Source organism: Streptomyces sp. SID13726, assembly GCF_010548375.1.
Classification (GTDB): domain Bacteria; phylum Actinomycetota; class Actinomycetes; order Streptomycetales; family Streptomycetaceae; genus Streptomyces.
This window is the reverse complement of record NZ_JAAGLY010000003.1, coordinates 388,019-406,333: the sequence shown is the minus strand read 5'-3', so window position 1 is coordinate 406,333 and position 18,315 is coordinate 388,019. Positions and strand designations below refer to the sequence as shown.

At 71.7% G+C, this 18,315-nt stretch carries 15 protein-coding genes; 8 read left to right on the top strand and 7 right to left on the bottom strand.

Translation table 11 applies throughout. The features are described from left to right. Positions 1-37: 37 nt before the first annotated feature. The 3 genes from G3I78_RS09145 to G3I78_RS09135 are packed head-to-tail and all read left to right on the top strand — an operon-like array spanning position 38 to position 2,636. A complete protein-coding gene (locus tag G3I78_RS09145; protein ID WP_164422329.1) occupies positions 38-1,468 on the top strand; it encodes a S8/S53 family peptidase in 1,431 nt (476 codons plus the stop codon). Positions 1,469-1,527: 59 nt separating this feature from the next. After that, a complete protein-coding gene (locus tag G3I78_RS09140) occupies positions 1,528-2,109 on the top strand; it encodes a sigma-70 family RNA polymerase sigma factor (RefSeq protein WP_164422328.1) in 582 nt (193 codons plus the stop codon). Next, complete coding sequence (locus G3I78_RS09135) at positions 2,106-2,636, top strand: hypothetical protein (RefSeq protein WP_164422327.1); 531 nt, start codon at positions 2,106-2,108, stop codon at positions 2,634-2,636. The genes G3I78_RS09140 and G3I78_RS09135 overlap by 4 nt, the downstream gene beginning before the upstream one ends. Before the next feature lie 15 nt (positions 2,637-2,651). Here G3I78_RS09135 and G3I78_RS09130 read toward each other — a convergent pair whose 3' ends face one another. Further along, positions 2,652-3,875, bottom strand: a complete 1,224-nt coding sequence (locus G3I78_RS09130) for a cytochrome P450 (protein WP_164422326.1) — start codon at positions 3,873-3,875, stop codon at positions 2,652-2,654. 58 nt (positions 3,876-3,933) lie between these two features. Beyond that, positions 3,934-4,707: an N-formylglutamate amidohydrolase gene (locus G3I78_RS09125; RefSeq protein ID WP_164422325.1), complete on the bottom strand. Its 774-nt coding sequence runs from the start codon at positions 4,705-4,707 to the stop codon at positions 3,934-3,936. 47 nt (positions 4,708-4,754) lie between these two features. Here G3I78_RS09125 and G3I78_RS09120 point away from each other — a divergent pair, with 47 nt between their 5' ends. Beyond that, entirely contained in the window at positions 4,755-5,084 is a 330-nt protein-coding gene (locus tag G3I78_RS09120) for a DUF5713 family protein (protein ID WP_164422324.1), read from the top strand. Between the two features lie 114 nt (positions 5,085-5,198). Here the strand turns inward: G3I78_RS09120 and G3I78_RS09115 are convergent, their stop codons facing one another. Next, positions 5,199-7,415 carry an NADP-dependent isocitrate dehydrogenase gene (locus G3I78_RS09115; RefSeq protein WP_164422323.1) on the bottom strand — a complete coding sequence of 739 codons (2,217 nt, stop codon included), beginning with the start codon at positions 7,413-7,415 and terminating at the stop codon, positions 5,199-5,201. 236 nt (positions 7,416-7,651) lie between these two features. Between G3I78_RS09115 and G3I78_RS09110 the strand changes: the two genes are divergently transcribed. Next, positions 7,652-9,205 (top strand): M1 family metallopeptidase, encoded by a 1,554-nt coding sequence (locus tag G3I78_RS09110; protein ID WP_164422322.1) that lies wholly within the window; start codon positions 7,652-7,654, stop codon positions 9,203-9,205. Between the two features lie 64 nt (positions 9,206-9,269). On the opposite strand, the gene G3I78_RS09105 is transcribed toward G3I78_RS09110, so the two are convergent. The 3 genes from G3I78_RS09105 to G3I78_RS09095 all read right to left on the bottom strand — a co-directional run bounded on the left by G3I78_RS09105 (position 9,270) and on the right by G3I78_RS09095 (position 13,078). After that, a complete protein-coding gene (locus G3I78_RS09105) occupies positions 9,270-10,358 on the bottom strand; it encodes a mechanosensitive ion channel domain-containing protein (protein ID WP_164423057.1) in 1,089 nt (362 codons plus the stop codon). Between the two features lie 161 nt (positions 10,359-10,519). Then, the gene (locus G3I78_RS09100; protein WP_164422321.1) at positions 10,520-12,043 is read right to left on the bottom strand and encodes an amino acid permease; all 1,524 of its coding nucleotides are present in this window, start codon (positions 12,041-12,043) and stop codon (positions 10,520-10,522) included. A 39-nt stretch (positions 12,044-12,082) separates the two neighbouring features. Further along, positions 12,083-13,078, bottom strand: coding sequence for a hypothetical protein (locus tag G3I78_RS09095; RefSeq protein ID WP_164422320.1), 996 nt, complete (start codon positions 13,076-13,078; stop codon positions 12,083-12,085). A gap of 300 nt (positions 13,079-13,378) precedes the next feature. On the opposite strand from G3I78_RS09095, the gene G3I78_RS09090 reads away from it, so the two are divergent. Genes G3I78_RS09090 through G3I78_RS09080 form a run of 3 tightly spaced genes read left to right on the top strand, consistent with a single transcriptional unit; the run spans position 13,379 to position 17,537 of the window. Next, positions 13,379-14,818, top strand: a complete 1,440-nt coding sequence (locus G3I78_RS09090) for an FGGY family carbohydrate kinase (RefSeq protein WP_164422319.1) — start codon at positions 13,379-13,381, stop codon at positions 14,816-14,818. Further along, positions 14,815-16,305, top strand: a complete 1,491-nt coding sequence (locus tag G3I78_RS09085; protein ID WP_164422318.1) for an NAD(P)/FAD-dependent oxidoreductase — start codon at positions 14,815-14,817, stop codon at positions 16,303-16,305. Before G3I78_RS09090 ends, G3I78_RS09085 begins: the two co-directional genes overlap by 4 nt. After that, a complete protein-coding gene (locus tag G3I78_RS09080; RefSeq protein WP_164422317.1) occupies positions 16,302-17,537 on the top strand; it encodes an NAD(P)/FAD-dependent oxidoreductase in 1,236 nt (411 codons plus the stop codon). Before G3I78_RS09085 ends, G3I78_RS09080 begins: the two co-directional genes overlap by 4 nt. Here G3I78_RS09080 and G3I78_RS09075 read toward each other — a convergent pair. Next, entirely contained in the window at positions 17,524-18,288 is a 765-nt protein-coding gene (locus G3I78_RS09075; RefSeq protein ID WP_164422316.1) for a crotonase/enoyl-CoA hydratase family protein, read from the bottom strand. The two genes, G3I78_RS09080 and G3I78_RS09075, sit on opposite strands and share 14 nt — an antisense overlap. Between the last annotated feature and the right edge of the window lie 27 nt (positions 18,289-18,315).

Sequence of the window (18,315 nt, the reverse complement as noted above, 5' to 3'; positions counted from 1 at the left end):
CTGACTGACGACCGCCGCCTCAGTGGGAGGACACGCCATGGCACCACACCGATTCCACGAGCAGTTCGACCAGATCCAGCGCTCCATGCCCGACGTCCCGCTCGCCCTGGGACCCGACGACGCCTCGGAGTTCGTCTACGAGAAGGGCGTCGTCCTGGCCCGCGACGGCCGGGACGCGGCTCTCGTGGAGGAGACCGTGCGCGCCCACTTCACCGCCGCGACCGGACTGACCGGCGACCGGGTGCGCCGGGACAGCCCCGAGACCAACCGCTCCGGCATCACCCGCATCCAGGTCGGCGACCCCGGCCACGGCGACCACCGCGGCGACCGGGCCGTCACCCACGCCCTGCGCGCCCTGAGCGAGCGCGAGGGACGCGCCGGGCGCCGGCTGGTCAGCCGCAACCACGTCGTCTCGCTCGCCGTGAACTGCTGCCCCGGCGACGAGCCCGTGCCCGCCGCGCTCAGCCAGGGCACCAACCCGGCCCCCGACGGGTCCGGCCACGACGAGGACACCGCCGTGGACGTCCTCGTCATCGACAACGGCCTCACCCACGACCACGCGCTCGTCCCGCTGCTCTCCCACGTCCAGGGTGACCTGCACGGCACCGAGACCGGCCCGGCCGGCAACCTCCTCCAGTACATCGGGCACGGCACGTTCATCGCCGGTGTCCTCGCGGCCGTCGCGCCCAACACGAACATCACCGTGCGCAGCACCCTGAGCGACGCGGGCGCCATCCTGGAGTCCGAGTTCGGCGAGAAGCTCTTCGAGGCCGTCGAGGACGGCTGGCCCGACATCATCAGCCTCTCCGCGGGCACCCCCAACGGCCGCACCGACGGCCTGCTCGGCATGGACGCCTTCATGCAGGAACTGCGGTCCCACGGCACCCTGTTGGTCGCCGCCGCCGGCAACAACTCCAGTGCCAGCCCGTTCTGGCCCGCCGCCTACGCCGACCTGCCCGACTACCAGGACGTCGTCCTGTCGGTCGGCGCGCTGCGCGGCGACGGCGAGTTCGGCGCCTGCTTCAGCAACCACGGCTCCTGGGTGAACGTCTTCGCCCCCGGCGAGCGCCTCACCAGCACCCTGACCGGCTTCGACGCGCCCGTGCCCTACGAGTACCAGCACTCCACCTACGACGCCTGCCGGTTCGGCTTCACCTACGTGTGCACGTGCCAGTCCCCGTCCCACGTCGGCGTGTTGAGCGACGACGGCACCGTCACCGCCAACGCGGACCAGGTGATGTTCGAGGGGTACGCGCACTGGAGCGGCACCTCCTTCGCCACCCCGGTCGTCGCGGGCCTTGTCGCCGCCCACATGGTCGCGAACAAGGAGGGTGACCCGCGGGTCGCACGGCAGCAACTGCTCTCCTCGAACACGCAGTTCGCCGAAGTGCGCGGGGCGCACGTGCCGGCGCTGCGCCCGGCCGGCTGGCGCCCGGTGCCGGTCGTGCAGCGCCCGGTCGGCGCATGAGGGCCGGAACAGCCCCTTCCACGGCGTACGATGACTTGCCGTACACGAGGGGTGGGACCGTGGACCGAGGAGATGTCGGTGCGCTGGTCCAGTCCGCCGTCGACGGCGACGCGGCGGCCTGGAAGGCGCTCGTGGAAGGGCTGAGCCCGTTGGTGTGGTCCGTCGTGCGCGGACACCGGCTCTCCGACGCCGACGCGCACGAGGTGTACCAGACCGTGTGGTTCCGGTTCGCCCAGCACCTGGGGCGGATCCGCGAACCCGACAAGGCCGGGTCCTGGCTGGCCAGCACGGCGCGCCACGAAAGCCTCAAGGTCATCAAGAACTCAAGGCGGTTGACCGTCACGGACGACCCGCAGCTCCTCGACCGGGTCAGTGAGGACCGTACGCCCGAGCAGTCGCTGATCGACTCCGAGGACGCCGCCGCGCAGAGCGAGCGGGTGCGCCATCTGTGGCAGGAGTTCGAGGAACTCGGCGAGCGGTGCAGGCAGTTGCTGCGCATCCTGATGGCCTCGCCGAAACCCGGCTACCAGGACGTGTCCGCCGCCCTGGGCATCGCCGTGGGCAGCATCGGACCACTGCGCCAGCGCTGTCTGCGACGGCTGCGGGCGCGCCTGGAGGCCCGGGGGGCGGGAGCGACATGAGCGACCACAAAGACCGCAAAGACCGCAAAGACCATAAAGGCGACAACGACGGCATCGACGACGTCTTCGACGAAGAGCCGTTCCCCGACGAGGAGTTCACGCTCGATCTGCTGGAGGAGGAGCTCCGGCAGGCCGCGGCCATCCTCGACCCCGTACCGCCCGCCCTGCGGGAGCTGGCCGTGGAGGCGTTCGCGCTGCACGACCTGGACAGCCGGATCGCCGAGCTCTCCTTCGACTCGGTGGTCGACGCCATCCCGGTGCGGGGCGCCCTGGCCGCGCCGCGCATGCTGACCTTCCACGCCGGCGAGGTCACCGTCGACGTCGAACTCACCGCCCAGGGGCTGATGGGACAGGTGCTGCCGCCCCAGTCCGCCCGCATCGAGGTCCTCACCGGACCGCACTCGGGCTCCCCGCTCACCACCGACGACATGGGGCGCTTCACCCACGAGGAGCCCCCCACCGGTCCCTTCGCCCTGCGGCTGCGGACCGGCGAAGGGGTGATCGTCACCGACTGGCTGACCGTCTGAACCGCGCGCCCGCGCTCACCAGGCGACGGGCAGGGTCTGCGGCCCGCGGATCATCGTCTTCCGGCGCCAGACGACCTCGTCGGCCGGAACCGCGAGCCGCAGCCCCGGCAGCCGGTCCAGCAGGGTGTCGACCATCAGCTCGGTCTGGAGCCGGGCCAGCACCGCGCCCGTGCAGTAGTGCGGGCCGTTGCCGAAGGACAGATGCGGATTGGGGTCCCGGTCCGGGTCGATGCGGTCCGGGTCGGGGAAGACGTCCGGGTCCCGGTTCGCGGCCAGGTAGGAGACGTACACCGCGTCGCCCGCGCGGATGCGCAGCCCGTGCAGCTCGACGTCCTCCAGGGCGATCCGGGCGAGCCCGACCGAGGTGCGGTGCGGGATGTGGCGCAGCAGCTCGTCGAGGGCGGTGGCCCGCGCCTCGGGCTGGTGGCGCATACGCTCCATCAGCTCGGGCCGCGTCAGCAACAGGTACAGCGTCTGGCCGCAGTTGTGGGTGACGGCCTCACCGCCGATCTGGAGCGGCCCGGCCAGCCCCACCGCCTCCGTCTCACTGATCTCGCCCCGCTGGACGGCGGTCCCGAGCAGGGAGTACACGTCGTCGCCGGTGCTGTGGGCGCGGGCCCGGACGGTGTCGGTGATCCATCCGTACATCCCGTTCTTGGCCTTCTCGGCGGCCTCGGCCCCGCCGGAGGTGGAGATGATCTGCCGGGTCCAGGAGTGCACCTGCTCGCACATGTCGGAGGGCACCCCCATCACCTCGCTCACCACGGCGATCGGGAAGGGTTCGAGGACCAGCTCGACGAGGTCCGCGGGCGGCCCGTGCCGCAGCAGGTCGGCGAACAGCCCGTCCAGCGTCTCCTGCGCCCGGGGCCGCAGCCGCTTCATCGCACTCACCGTGAACGCCCCGGCGACCGCCTTGCGCAGCCGGTTGTGGTCGGGCTGGTCGGCGAAGGCCAGCGAACCGGGCCGGGGTTTGAAGTGCGGTGCCAGCCGGGTGACCTGACGGGTCGTCACCTCCGCGCGGCTGAACCGCGGGTCGTTGGTGATCGCCTTCACGTCCGCGTGGCGGGTCGCCAGCCACGCCCAGCCCTCACCGTGCGGCAGCCGGATCCGGGTCAGCGGTCCCTCGCGCATCAGCTCCGCGAGCACCGGGTCGAACCCGGTCCCGGCCAGGTCGAGCGCGGGCCAGTCCCGTACCGGGGGCGGGGCCTGCTCCGCCAGCGTGGTGGTCTCCTCGGTCATGCCACCCACCCTCACCGCCGCCCGGACGCGTGTCGCGCGGGAGTGCTCCAGCCGGAGGTCACCCCAGGGCGGCCACGAGAGCGGCGAGCGCCTGGGCCAGCCCGCGCAGCCCCGGCCCGGCGGGGCCGCCGGGTTCGGTCATGTACGTGTCCCGCCGGATCTCCACCATCAGCGCGCTCACCCGCGCGTCCCGGCCGTAGAACTCCAGCGGTACGTACGTCCCGGCGAACGGGCTGTCCAGGCCGACGTCCCCGAACGCCTCCCGGGCGGCGGCGATCAGCTCGGGCGGGGTGTGGAAGGAGTCGGTGCCCAGGCACACGGGCGGCCGCGGTCCCTCGCCGTGCAGCTCGTAGGGCAGGGGAGCGGACGGATAGGAGTGCACGTCGACGATCACGGCCCGTCCGGTGGCGGCCAGCCGGTCGGCCACGGCGTCGGACATGGCCCGCGCGTACGGCCGGAAGTACCGCTCGACCAGCGGCCCGGGGTCGGTGCCGGCGGGCCGCAGCACCTCCCCGTGCGTGGTCCGCGTGTACACGGCCCCCATTCCCACGGCGAGCATCTCCTCCCGCTCGTCGGGGAACCGCTCGGGGTCGACGACCAGCCGCGAGAGGCGGTTCACGAACCGCCAGGGCGTCACCGGGGACAGCCCGGCCGCCTCCTCGGCCAGCTCCGCCGTGTGCGCGTCGACGATGTGGTCCAGCTCCCGCTCCAGCGCGGAGTCGTCCAGCACGATCCCCGCCCGCACCTCGGGCGGTGTCTCCCGCGCCGAGTGCGGCACATGGAGGATCACCGGGGACGCGGCGGCGCCGGGCAACAGGTCGAACGAGGACATACGGCCGCTCCCGGGGCGTTGTCAGTGGCGTGGTGCACCATCTCAGCATGACCATCAGCAACGAGCGGGTGAGCACGCACCCGTTCCTCAAGGCGCTCTACCGGGACGACTACTACCCCGACCGGCATGTGGACCGGGGCAAGGAGATCCTGCTGCGGCTGTGCGGGCGCATCGAGGCGGACCGGCCCGCCGACCTGGCCGCCCTGTACGTCCTGACCCAGGCGGCCGCCGAGGAGTTCAACGGCCTCCAGGACGACGGCTTCGAGATCGAGACGGTGGCCCGTGAGGAGATAGCCGAGGACTTCTGGTTCGTGGCCGACGCCTACGGCTTCGCGGACGCCGACATCGAGGAACTGATCGCCACCCGGGACTGGTGAGACGCGGGACCGTCGAGACGCGGGACTGGTGAGCCCCGGGACCGGTGAGACGCGGCCCGCCCCGGCCGGGCACATGCCGACCGGGGCGGGATCACACAGCTGGCCTGCGTCGGCTCAGAGGGACGCGAGCGCCTCGTTCCACGTGGTCGACGGGCGCATGACCTTCGCGGCCTTGGCCGGGTCGGGCTGGTAGTAGCCGCCGATGTCGGCCGGCTTGCCCTGGACGGCGTTCAGCTCGTCGACGATCTTCTGCTCGTTCGCGGCGAGGGTCTCGGCGAGCGGCGCGAAGGCCTTCGCCAGGTCCGCGTCGTCGGTCTGCGCGGCCAGCTCCTGGGCCCAGTACAGGGACAGGAAGAAGTGGCTGCCGCGGTTGTCGATGCCGCCGACGCGACGGGTCGGGGACTTGTCCTCGTTGAGGAAGGTCGCCGTGGCGCGGTCCAGGGTGTCGGCGAGGACCTTGGCCTTGGGGTTGTTCGTGGCCGTCGCGTACTGCTCCAGGGACGGCACCAGGGCGAAGAACTCACCGAGGGAGTCCCAGCGCAGGTAGTCCTCCTTGACCAGCTGCTGGACGTGCTTCGGCGCGCTGCCGCCGGCGCCCGTCTCGAACAGACCGCCGCCCGCCATCAGCGGGACCACCGACAGCATCTTGGCGCTGGTGCCCAGCTCCAGGATCGGGAAGAGGTCGGTCAGGTAGTCACGCAGGACGTTGCCGGTCACCGAGATCGTGTTCTCACCGCGGCGGATGCGCTCCACCGAGAGCTTGGTGGCCTCGACCGGGGCGAGGATGCGGATGTCCAGGCCCTCGGTGTCGTGCTCCGGCAGGTACGCGTTGACCTTGGCGATCAGGTTGGCGTCGTGCGCGCGGGTCTCGTCCAGCCAGAACACCGCCGGGTCGCCGGTGGCGCGGGCGCGGGTGACGGCCAGCTTCACCCAGTCCTTGATCGGCGCGTCCTTGGTCTGGCAGGCACGGAAGATGTCACCGGCCGAGACGGTCTGCTCGATGACCGCGACGCCGTTCTGGTCGACCAGGCGGACCGTGCCCGTGGTGGCGATCTCGAAGGTCTTGTCGTGGGAGCCGTACTCCTCGGCCTTCTGCGCCATGAGGCCGACGTTCGGGACCGAGCCCATGGTGGAGGGGTCGTAGGCGCCGTTGGCCCGGCAGTCGTCGATCGCGACCTGGTAGACACCGGCGTACGAGGAGTCCGGGAGCACCGCGAGGGTGTCGGCCTCGGCGCCGTCCGGGCCCCACATGTGGCCGGAGGTGCGGATCATGGCAGGCATCGAGGCGTCGACGATCACGTCGGACGGCACGTGCAGGTTGGTGATGCCCTTGTCGGAGTCGACCATCGCGAGGGCCGGGCCCTCGGCGAGCTCGGCGTCGAAGGACGCCTTGATCTCGGCGCCCTCGGGCAGCGACTCCAGGCCCTTGTAGATGCCGCCCAGACCGTCGTTCGGGGTCAGGCCGGCCGCGGCGAGCGTCTGGCCGTACTGCGCGAAGGTCTTCGGGAAGAACGCGCGCACCACGTGACCGAAGATGATCGGGTCCGAGACCTTCATCATCGTGGCCTTGAGGTGCACGGAGAACAGCACGCCCTCGGCCTTGGCGCGGGCGATCTGCGCGGTGAGGAACTCCCGCAGCGGGGCCACGTGCAGCACCGAGGCGTCGACGACCTCGCCGGCGAGGACCGGTACCGACTCGCGCAGCACGGTGGTGGAGCCGTCGTCGCCGACCAGCTCGATCCGCAGCGCACCGGCCTCGGAGATCACGACGGACTTCTCGGTGGAGCGGAAGTCGTCCACGCCCATGGTCGCCACGTTGGTCTTGGACTCGGGGGTCCAGGCGCCCATGCGGTGCGGGTGGGTCTTGGCGTAGTTCTTGACCGAGGCGGGGGCGCGGCGGTCGGAGTTGCCCTCACGCAGGACCGGGTTCACGGCGGAGCCCTTGACCTTGTCGTAGCGTGCCTGGACGTCCCGCTCCTCGTCGGTCTTCGGGTCGTCCGGGTAGTCCGGCAGCGCGTAGCCCTGGGCCTGCAGCTCGGCAACGGCGGCCTTGAGCTGCGGGATCGACGCCGAGATGTTCGGCAGCTTGATGATGTTGGCCTCGGGCGTCTTCGCCAGCTCGCCCAGCTCGTGCAGGGCGTCCGGGATCCGCTGGTCCTCGGTGAGGTACTCCGGGAACACGGCGATGATGCGTCCGGCCAGCGAGATGTCCCGCGTGGTCACGGCGACACCCGCCTGCGAGGCGTACGCCTGGACCACCGGCAGGAAGGAATACGTCGCCAGGGCCGGGGCCTCGTCAGTGTGCGTATAGATGATGGTCGAGTCAGTCACCGGGTGCTCCGCTCCACGTCTTCCGCGTCTGCAACATTGCTCGACATCAAGATATCTCGTGATCGACCCGGGCTCGACAGGGGTCCGGGCACGCTGTCCGAGAACTCGTGCATCCTCCGGGACAACTCAGGCGTCCGATCTTGTGGTCATGCAGGTTGACCCGACGGTCATGCACGTTGACCGGACTCATCCGACGGCCGGACCCGACCAGCCGGCCGCCCCAGAGAAAGCGGACCATGAGATATCGCACCAGAGTGACGGCCCCGGCAGCTCTGCTCGGCACGGTGGCGGCCCTGTCCCTGGCCTCCCCGGCACACGCGGACGCGGCGACCGGCACCCCTGGCCCTCAGGCCGGCACCCCTGGATCGGAGACCCTGGGGGACTCCGTCTACCCGAGCCTCGGCAATGACGGCTACCGCGTCTCCGCGTACCACCTCGACCTCGCCTACGACCCCACGACCCGGCTGGTCGACGCCACGGCGACCCTGAGGATCACCACCACCCAGGAGCTGAGCCGCTTCTCCCTGGACGCGCTGGGCCTGACCATACGCAGCGTCACCGTGGCGGGAGACACGGCGGCCTTCGAGCAGGCCGACGAGAAGCTGCGGATCACGCCCGCCGGCTCGCTGCCCGCGCAGGAGAGGGCCGAGGTCGTCGTGGCCTACTCGGCCGACCCGCGCGGCGCCCTCTCGCACACCGCCTGGGTGCCCACCCCGGACGGCTTCGCGATCTGCCCCCAGCCGAACTCCGCGCACACCGTCTTCCCGTGCAACGACCACCCCTCGGACAAGGCGGACTTCAGCTTCCGTATCACCGTCCCGGCCGGTCTCAAGGGCGTCGCCAGCGGCCACCTGGTGAGCACCGAGGACCTCGGCGACAGCCGGACCGCGTACTGCTACCGGTCCCGGGAGCCCATCGCCACGGAGATCGTCCAGATCACGGTCGGCGACTACGTGATCAAGGACCGGCAGGGGCCACATGGCCTCCCGCTGAGGGACGTCGTCCCGACCGCCCGCGCCACCGCGCTGGAGCCCGCGCTCGCCCTCACCCCGAACCTGGTGAGCTGGATCGAGCAGCGGCTCGGCGCGTTCCCCTTCGAGACGTACGGCCTGCTGCCCTGCAACAACGACGCCTCGAACGCCTTCGACTTCACCGGCCTGGAGACCCAGACCCTCACCCTGTACAAGCCGAACTTCCTGCTGCAGGCGGAGAAGAACATCGGCTCGCACATGATGCACGAGCTGGTCCACTCCTGGTTCGGCAACAGCGTCAGCCCCGGCAACTGGGCCGACCTCTGGCTCAACGAGGGCCACGCCGACTTCTACGGGCTGCTCTACCGCTACGAGCGCGGCTGGGCCGACTCCCTCGGCCTCACCACCATGGAAGCCCGCATGAAGGACACGTACGTGCGCGGCGACCAGTGGCGCAGGACCTCGGGCCCGGTCGCCGCCCCGAACGCGGCCAACCTCTTCGACAGCCAGCGCTATCTGGGCGGCGTCCTCGTGCTGTACGCGCTGCGTCAGCAGGTCGGCGAGACGGTCTTCACCGCCATCGAGCGGACCTTCCTGGAGCGCCACCGCGACTCCTCGGCGACGACCGACGACTACATCGCCGTCGCCTCGGAGATCTCCGGCACCGACCAGTCCGGCTTCCTGCGCGACTGGCTCTACGGTACGAAGACCCCGAGGATGCCCGGCCACCCCGACTGGACGGTCACCCCGGTGACCTCGACCCTGCGCACACCGCAGGCCCGGCCGAGCGCGCCGCACGACAACTCGGCGACCCTGTAAGGACTCAGCCGAACGGGCCGTAACCAAAACGGGCCGCAATCGAAAGAGCCGTAGCCGAAAGGCTTCAGTCGAGCCGGGCGGACGACACCTCGCCCGGCTCGACCACCACCGTCTCCGCGCCGCGCTGCTGCGGAATGGACACCGACCCCTGCTGGATCGCCACCGTCCGCGTAGGCGCCGGAATACGGATGCCCTCCGCCCGGTAGCGCCTGTGCAGTTGCTTGATGAACTCGTGCTTGATGCGGAACTGGTCGCTGAACTCCCCGACGCCCAGGATGACGGTGAAGCCGATGCGGGAGTCGCCGAAGGTGTGGAAGCGGACCAGGGGTTCGTGCTCGGGGAGCGCGCCCTCGATCTCCGTCATGACCTCGGTGACGACCTCGCAGGTGACCCGCTCGACGTGGTCCAGGTCGCTGTCGTAGGCCACCCCGACCTGCACCAGGATCGTCAACTGCTGCTCGGGACGCATGAAGTTGGTCATGTTCGTCTTGGCGAGCTCGCCGTTGGGGACGACGATCAGGTTGTTGGAGAGCGCGCGGACCGTGGTCTGGCGCCAGTTGATGTCCTCGACGTAACCCTCCTCACCGCTGGCCAGCTTGATGTAGTCGCCGGGCTGGACCGTCTTGGAGGCGAGGATGTGGATGCCCGCGAAGAGGTTGGCGAGCGTGTCCTGAAGGGCGAGCGCGACCGCGAGACCGCCGACGCCGAGAGCGGTGAGCAGGGGCGCTATGGAGATGCCGAGGGTCTGGAGGACGACCAGGAAGCCGATCGCCAGGACCAGCACCCTGGTGATGTTCACGAAGATCGTGGCCGACCCCGCGACGCCGGAGCGGGACGTGGTGACCGTCCGCACCAGCCCCGCGACCAGCCGGGCCGCCGCCACCGTGACGACGAAGATCAGCAGCACGGTGAGGACCTGGTTAACGGTCCGCTGGACCCCCTTGGTCAGGGGGAGGGCCGCCGCCGCGATGGCGAGGCCGCCCGCGATCGTCGCCGAGGGCACCACGGTCCGCAGCGCGGCCACGATCACGTCGTCACCGCCCCACTTGGTGCGGTCCGCGTGCTTGCCCAGCCACTTCAGCAGCATGCGCAGCAGGAAAGCCGCCACGAGCCCCGCCACCACGGCGATGCCGGCGACGACCAGGTCGTCCATGGTGAGATCCCGTTTGAATGCCGTCACGTTGCCACCTGTTCGAGAAGTGCGGGATGTGCGATCGCGCCGGCCGTGTGAAGGTTCCGTGGCCGACGCGACCGCTCATCCTGCCGTATCCGGCACGGGAGTTCGTACCCGGCGAGGTGCCGGATCGCCTGGTTTCAGACGATGCCCTCGGCGAGTTCGGCCTGTTCCCGGTCGGAGTAGGCGGCGGTCGTGGGCGTTCCGTACGAACGCCGGGCCACGAACCACCACACCGTGGCGAGGAGCAGAACGGCCGCCAGGGCGACGGAGGCGTAGTTCATCGTGTCCACCGTCACCGGCGACGACTGCGGCAGACAGAACAGCACCGTCACACCCGCCACCCACACCACGGCGACCCATCCGACGGGCTTGCTCCACCGGCCCAGATGCCACGGACCCGGCTGAAAACGGCTCCCCGCGCGCAGCCGCAGCAGCACGGGAATGGCGTACGCGGGCGTGATCCCGATGACGTTGATCGCGGTCACCGCGCCGTAGGCGGTCGCCGAGTACAGCGAGGGCAGCGCCAGCAAACAGGCGACCACGACCGACAGCCACACGGCGGCGACCGGCGTCTGGGTGCGGGCGCTGACCTTCCGCCAGAGCGCCGAACCCGGCAGCGCCTTGTCCCGGCTGAACGCGAACACCATCCGGCTGGCCGCGGCCACCTCGGCGTTGCCGCAGAACAGCTGGGCCACGATCACCACGATCAGCAGGGCGCTCGCACCGTCCGTGCCGAGCCCGTCGATGAGGATCTGGGCCGGCGGCACCCCGGTCGCGCTGGCCCGGGTGGCGTCGTAGTCCTGGATCGCGAAGGTCAGCCCCGTGAGCAGCACGAAACCGGCGATCCACGACACCCAGATGGAGCGCACGATGCCCTTCGCCGCCGACACCGAGGCGTTGGAGGTCTCCTCGGAGAGATGGGCCGAGGCGTCGTAGCCGCAGAACGTGTACTGCGCGAGCAGCAGACCTATCGCGGCCACGTAGACCGGGTTGTGCCAGCCGGTGTCGTTGACGAACTCCGTGAACACGAACGACGGCGACTGGTGGCTGTCCGGGACGATCCACAGGGCGCCCACGATGACCGCGACACCGGCCAGGTGCCACCACACGCTGACCGAGTTGAGCACGGAGACCAGCCGCACGCCGAACAGGTTCAGCACGGCGTGCAGCAGCAGGATCGCCATGAAGATCAGCATGGTCTTCTCCGGTGTCGGCTCGAAGCCCCACTGGAGGTTGGCGAACGCGCCCGCGAACAGGGCGGCGCCGTAGTCGATGCCGGCGATGGCGCCGAGCAGCCCGAGCAGGTTCAGCCAGCCCGTGTACCAGCCCCAGCGGCGCCCGCCGAGCCGGTCCGCCATGTAGTACAGGGCGCCGGACGTCGGATACGCGCTGGTGACCTCCGCCAGCGCGAGTCCCACGCACAGCACGAACAGCCCGACGCCCGCCCAGCCCCACAGCATCACGGCGGGTCCGCCCGCGCCCATGCCGAAGCCGTACAGGGTCATGCAGCCCGACAGGATCGAGATCACCGAGAAGCTGATCGCGAAGTTGCCGAAGCCGCCCATGCGCCGGGCCAGCACGGGCCGGTAGCCCAGCTCCCGCAGACGCTGTTCCTCGTCGGGCTGCGGTACGCCCGGAGACAGTGACGGTTCCGATGACATGAGTGGACCTCCGGTGAAGTGGCGGGAGACGTGCGGGGGTCAGACTTCGGGGCCGTGCGCCGCGGACCTGCTGCGCGTCCGCGCCTGGAGGAAGATCTGCGCGCCCTGGCCCTGTTCGCCGCCCGCGTCGGCGCGGTACGCCCAGGGCAGTGGCGTGTAGTACGGGCCGAGCGCGTCGAAGACCCGGGTCGCCTCCTCGAACCGCAGCGCACCCCACAGGGCGTGCGCGAGATGGTTCAGGTCGAGTGGGGTGCGCTCCTGGGCGTGCGCGTACGCGAACCAGGCGTCGTACGCCCGGCCCGCCTCCCGTACGGCGTCCTCGGCCACCCAGTGCAGGTCGAGCGCGGCGCTGTGCCCGCCGTCTCGCCGGTACCGCTCGACCCGCACGTACAGCGGCAGGACGTGCAGCGCGGAACCCGGCGGGGCCGACTCGGCGGCCCAGTGCGCGTAGCCGACCGCCTCCGCGAGCCGCCCCGAGGCCGACCGCGCGTACAGGAACTGGAGCATGCGGTGGTGGGCCTCGCGGTTGTACGGGTCCCGCTTGTCGGCCTCCGCCAGCAGCCCCCACGGGCCCGGCGGCAGCATCGGCCCGGGCGGCTCGGCCCGGTGCTCCTCCCACAGCAGCCGGTGGTCCAGCTGGGCCAGGGCCAGCAGACACACCCAGGGCACCGGGTCGTGGGCGGCGACCCGGGAGGCGGTCCGGCTCACGTCCCAGGCCTCGATCCACAGTTCGTGCGTACGGCGGTGCCGCTCGCGCCGGGCCCGCAGCGCGCGTTCCACGGCGACCCTGGCCCGCATCACCGCGCCCGGCACGCTGCCGGGCTCCTCGGTGAGCCAGGTCCGCACCACGTCGGTGCCCGCGGCCGCCGCGGCCAGCACCTGGGTGCGCTGGGTCCACTGCGACCACGCGGTGGTGCGCTCCAGCAGGGTGCGCATCGACATCCAGCGCCCGGCCCGCACCTCCTGGAGGGCCGCGCGCAGCTCCGGGTCGTGACCCGCGGGGTCGTAGACGGGGCGTGCTCCTTCTCTGGCCATCACCTGCCCGCCCCGGACTCGGTTCCGGGCAGGACGGCAGGGTGGAGTAACAACAGCCCTCCTCTGGGCGGCGGTTGAGGAGATCGCGTTGGTCGGCGGTCACTATAGGGGCGGGGAATCGACTCCACATCACCTTCCCGATCATTAAGAACTTCTTTTGTCGCAAAGGGAGTTGACTGGTGATCAGCCAGTCAACGAAGCCAAGTCGTCGCTGGTGGGGCCCGCTTGACGCGGTGCGGACGGCGACGGCAGGGTGTCGGGTTGTGATCACTCGGGGACGGGTGTTCGGGGAGGGGAGTGATGACCGGTCCGGTGCTCGCCGTCGACCAGGGCACGTCCGGCACCAAGGCCCTGGTGATCTGTCCCGAACGCGGTGTCCTCGGCACCGGCTTCGCCGAGGTGCGCCCCCGCGCGCTGCCCGGCGGAAGGGTCGAGGCCGACCCCGCGCGGCTGTACGACTCGGTGGTCGAGGCCGGTGCGCGCGCCCTGGCCGAGGCGGGGGAGCCCGTGGTCGCGCTGGGACTGGCCAACCAGGGCGAGACCGTGCTCGCCTGGGACCCGGAAACGGGCCGTCCGCTCACCGACGCGCTCGTCTGGCAGGACCGCAGAGCCGAGAGTGTGTGCACCGAACTCGCCGAGCACGCCGACGAGTTGCGCGCCCTGACCGGCCTTCCGCTCGACCCGTACTTCGCCGCGCCGAAAATGGCCTGGATCCGACGGCACCTCACCCGCGAGGGAGTTGTCACCACCAGCGACGCCTGGCTCGTCCACCGGCTCACCGGGGCGTTCGTCACGGACGCGGCCACGGCCGGACGGACCCAGCTCCTCGACCTCGACCGCGCGGAGTGGTCGGGACGTGCTCCGGAGCTGTACGGCCTCACGGACGAACACCTCCCGGAGGTCGTCGACAACGCCCAACAGGTCGGCGTGACAAGGGTGTTCGGCCAGGAGATCCCCCTCACCGGCTTGGCCGTCGACCAGCAGGCTGCCCTGCTCGCCCAGCGCATCACCGCACCGGGCGGCGCCAAGTGCACCTACGGCACGGGGGCGTTCCTGCTCGCCCACACCGGTTCCGCACCCCGGCGCGGTGATTCGGGCCTGGTGAGCTGTGTGGCCTGGCGGCTCGGCGGCAGGACGAGCTACTGCCTCGACGGCCAGGTGTACACGGCCGCGTCGGCGGTCCGCTGGCTGACGGACCTGGGTGTCATCGGGGGCGCGGCCGACCTGGACACGGTGGGCGGTTCGGTGTCCGACAGCGGTGGGGTGACCTTCGTCCCGGCCCTGGCCGGGCTCGCCGCCCCCTGGTGGCGGGGCGAACTGCGCGGCTCGCTCACGGGCCTCGGCCTCGACACGGGCCCCGGACATCTGGTGCGCGCGCTGTGCGAGGGGCTGGCGGCCCAGGTCGTGGAACTCGCCGAAGCGGCGGCGCAGGATCTCGGCACCCCTTTGGACGCCCTGCGCGTCGACGGCGGCCTCACCCGCTCCACGCTCCTCATGCAGACCCAGGCCGACCTGCTGCAACGCCCGGTCGAGGTATCGGCCCTGCCGGACGCGACGGCACTGGGCGTGGGCGCGCTGGCCCGCCTCGGCGCGGATCCCGGCCTGGAGCCGGCCGACGCCCTGCCGGACTGGAAACCGGCGGCGGTGTACGAGCCGAGGATTTCGGCACAGGAGGCGGGACAGCGGTTGGGGGAGTTTCGGCGAGCGGTCACGGCACTGCTGGACGGAACGGCCGGATGAAGCGACCCGAAGGGGCGCGGGGAACTGCGCGACCAGCCACGACGCAGCCGCAGCCGCAAACCGTCACCCGCCGGGGACCGCTCCCTGCATCCCTGTACGACATTGCGATCGTCGGCGCCGGAGTGGTCGGCACCGCCATAGCCCGGGCCCTCGCCCACCACCCAAACCTCCGCATCGCCCTCGTCGAAGCACAGGACGACGTGGGCCAGGGCAGCTCGAAGGCCAACACAGCCATCCTGCACACCGGTTTCGACGCCACCCCCGGCTTTCTGGAGGCCCGCCTCGTAAGGGAAGGCGCACACCTGCTCGCCGAGTACGCGGCGGCGACCGGCATCCCCGTGGAACCAGTCGGCGCCCTCCTCGTCGCCTGGGACGAGGAGCAACTCGCCACCCTGCCCCGCCTCGTGGAGAAGGCCGAGCGCAACGACTGCCTCGACACCCGCCTTCTGGGCCCGACCGAGCTCTACGACCGAGAACCCCACCTCGGCCCCGGCGCACTCGGCGCCCTGCACGTCCCCGGTGAGAGCATCATCTGCCCTTGGACGACGACCCTGGCGTACGGCACCCAGGCCGTCCGCAACGGAGTCGACCTCCACCTCAACTCCCGTGTACGACAGGCAAGTCACCAGGACGGAACGCACCGCCTGGAGACCGACCGTGGCACCCTCCGCACCCGCTGGCTCGTCAACGCCGCCGGGCTGCACGCCGACACCCTCGACCGCGCCCTCGGCCATGACGACTTCACCGTCACCCCGCGCCGGGGACAGCTCCTCGTCTTCGACAAGTTCGCCCGCGACCTCGTACGGCACATCCTCCTGCCCGTCCCCACCGCACTCGGCAAGGGCGTCCTGGTCGCCCCCACGGTGTACGGCAACGTCCTGCTCGGCCCCACCGCCGAGGACCTGGACGACAAGCGGGCCACCCGCTCCACCGCCGACGGCCTGGACGCGCTCCGGGAGAAGGGCCGCCGTATCCTCCCCGGCCTGCTCGACGAGGAGGTCACCGCTGTCTACGCGGGCCTGCGCGCCGCCACCGAGCACGAGGACTACCGCATCGCCGCGCACCCCGGGCAGTCGTACGTCACCGTCGGCGGCATCCGCTCGACCGGACTGACCGCCTCGCTCGCCATCGCCGCGCACGTGATCGGGCTGCTCGCCGACGCCGGTCTCGACCTCGGGCCCGTCGAGGAACTGGAACCGCTCCGCATGCCCAACCTCGGCGAGGCCTTCCCGCGCCCCTACCAGCGGCCCGAACTCATCGCCGCCGACCCCGAGTACGGCACCCTCGTCTGCCACTGCGAGCGGGTGACCCGGGGCGAGATCCGCGACGCCCTCACCGCCACGATCCCTCCGGCCGGCCTCGACGGACTGCGCCGCCGGACCCGGGCCCTGGCGGGCCGGTGCCAGGGGTTCTACTGCGGGGCGGCGGTACGCGAGCTGTTCGAGGAGTCCCAGGCACGGGAGCCGTCCCGGGAGGGCCGGGTATGAGCGCCGTACGGCAGGTCGACGTCCTGGTCGTCGGCGCGGGCCCCGCGGGACTCGCCACCGCGGCCCGCCTCGCCGCCGCCGGAGTGGCCCGGGTGGAGGTCCTGGACCGGGAGCGGCAGGCCGGGGGAGTGCCCCGGCACTGCGCCCACGGCGGCTACGGCACCTGGTCGCACCCGCTGACCGGACCCGCCTACGCCCGGCTCCTCGTCACCGCGGCCGAGCGCGCCGGGGCCGCCGTACGCACCGGAGTGACCGCGCTGGACTGGGCGGGCCCGCTGGCGCTGCACACCGTCGGCCCGAGCGGTCCGGAGACGACGGAGGCCCGGGCGGTCGTCCTGGCCACCGGCGCCCGTGAACGGCCGCGCCCCGCACGGCTGGTGCCCGGCACCCGCCCGAGCGGCGTCTACACCACGGGCGAACTCCAGCAGGCCGTGCACCTGTTCGGGCAGCGCATCGGTGAACGCGCGGTGGTGGTCGGCGCCGAGGACATCTCGTACCGGGCCGCCGCCACCGTACGGGCCGCCGGAGCCGAGGTCGTCGCCATGCTCACCGACCTGCCCGGCCCGCAGACCGCACCCGCCCGCGCGGCCGACGCCCGTCTCCGGTACGGCATTCCGCTCCTCACCGACACCACGGTCACCGAACTCCTGGGCCACGGACGGCTGTCGGGCGTGCGCGTCCGTCACCGGGACGGCAGAACGGCCGTACTGCCCTGTGACACCGTCGTGTTCACCGGCGACTTCGTCCCCGACCACGAACTGGCCCGGCGCGGTGGTCTCACCCTCGACACCGGGACCCGTGGTCCGGTGGTCGACGGCTCGCTGCGCACCTCGCGGCCCGGTGTGTTCGCCGTCGGCAGCGTGCTGCACCCCGTGGAGAGCGCGGCGACCGCGGCACGGGAGGGCGCGCACGCGGCCGGTGCGGTCCTGGATGCGCTCGCGGGCACCCAACGGCCCCAACGGCTTTACAGCGTAGGCCTGTCGGTCGACCCGCCGCTGCGCTGGATCGCCCCGAACCGTGTCGCACCGGCCGACCGGCTGCCGTACGTCCTGCGTACCACGGTCCCGCTGACCCGCCCGATCCTCCATGTCACCCAGGGCGACCGCACCCTGCACCGCGCACGTCTCCTGACGGAGGCGACCCCGAACCGGACCCTCACCCTGACCGCCCGCTGGACCCACCGGGTCGACCCCGAGGCCGGCCCCGTGCGGGTACGGCTCACAGATCGGTGAACGACCCGTGCCGACCCGCCCCGGAGGCGAACCGGGCGGCACCCTCCAGGCTCTCCGCCAACACGCCCATGCCGTAGCGGAGTTCGCCCCGCATCGCCGCCGACTCGGCCAGCCCCTCCTGGTCCAGGACGGACGCCCGGTCGCCGCGCAGACACGCCTGCGGGAACCGCGCGATCTCCGCGGCCAGGCGCTCGGCTTCCGTGCGCGCGGTGCCGGTGGGGACGACGCGGTTGGCGAGGCCCATCTCCTGAGCCTCCCGGGCCGGTACCGGCCGTCCGGTCAGGATCAGGTCCAGGGCGCGGCTCGTGCCGATCAGCCGGGGCAGCCGTACCGTGCCGCCGTCGATCAGCGGCACGCCCCAGCGGCGGCAGAACACCCCGAAGACCGCGTCCTCCTCCGCCACCCGCAGATCGCACCAGAGCGCCAGCTCCAGACCGCCCGCCACCGCGTGCCCCGCGACCGCCGCGACCACCGGCTTGGACAGCCGCAGCCGGGTCGGGCCCATCGGCCCGTCGCCCTCCTCCTCGACCCGGTTGGCGCGCTCGGTGCCCAGCGCCTTGAGGTCGGCGCCCGCGCAGAACGTGCCGCCCTCGCCCCACAGCACCGCCACCCGCGCTTCCTCGTCGGCCTCGAACTCCCGGAAGGCCGCGACGAGTTCGGCCGCGGTCGGGCCGTCGACCGCGTTGCGGGCCTCCGGACGGGAGAGGACGACCGTGGTGACGTACCCCTGGCGCTCGATCCGGACCGGCATGGTGGACAGCCCCCTTCCGTGGGTCGG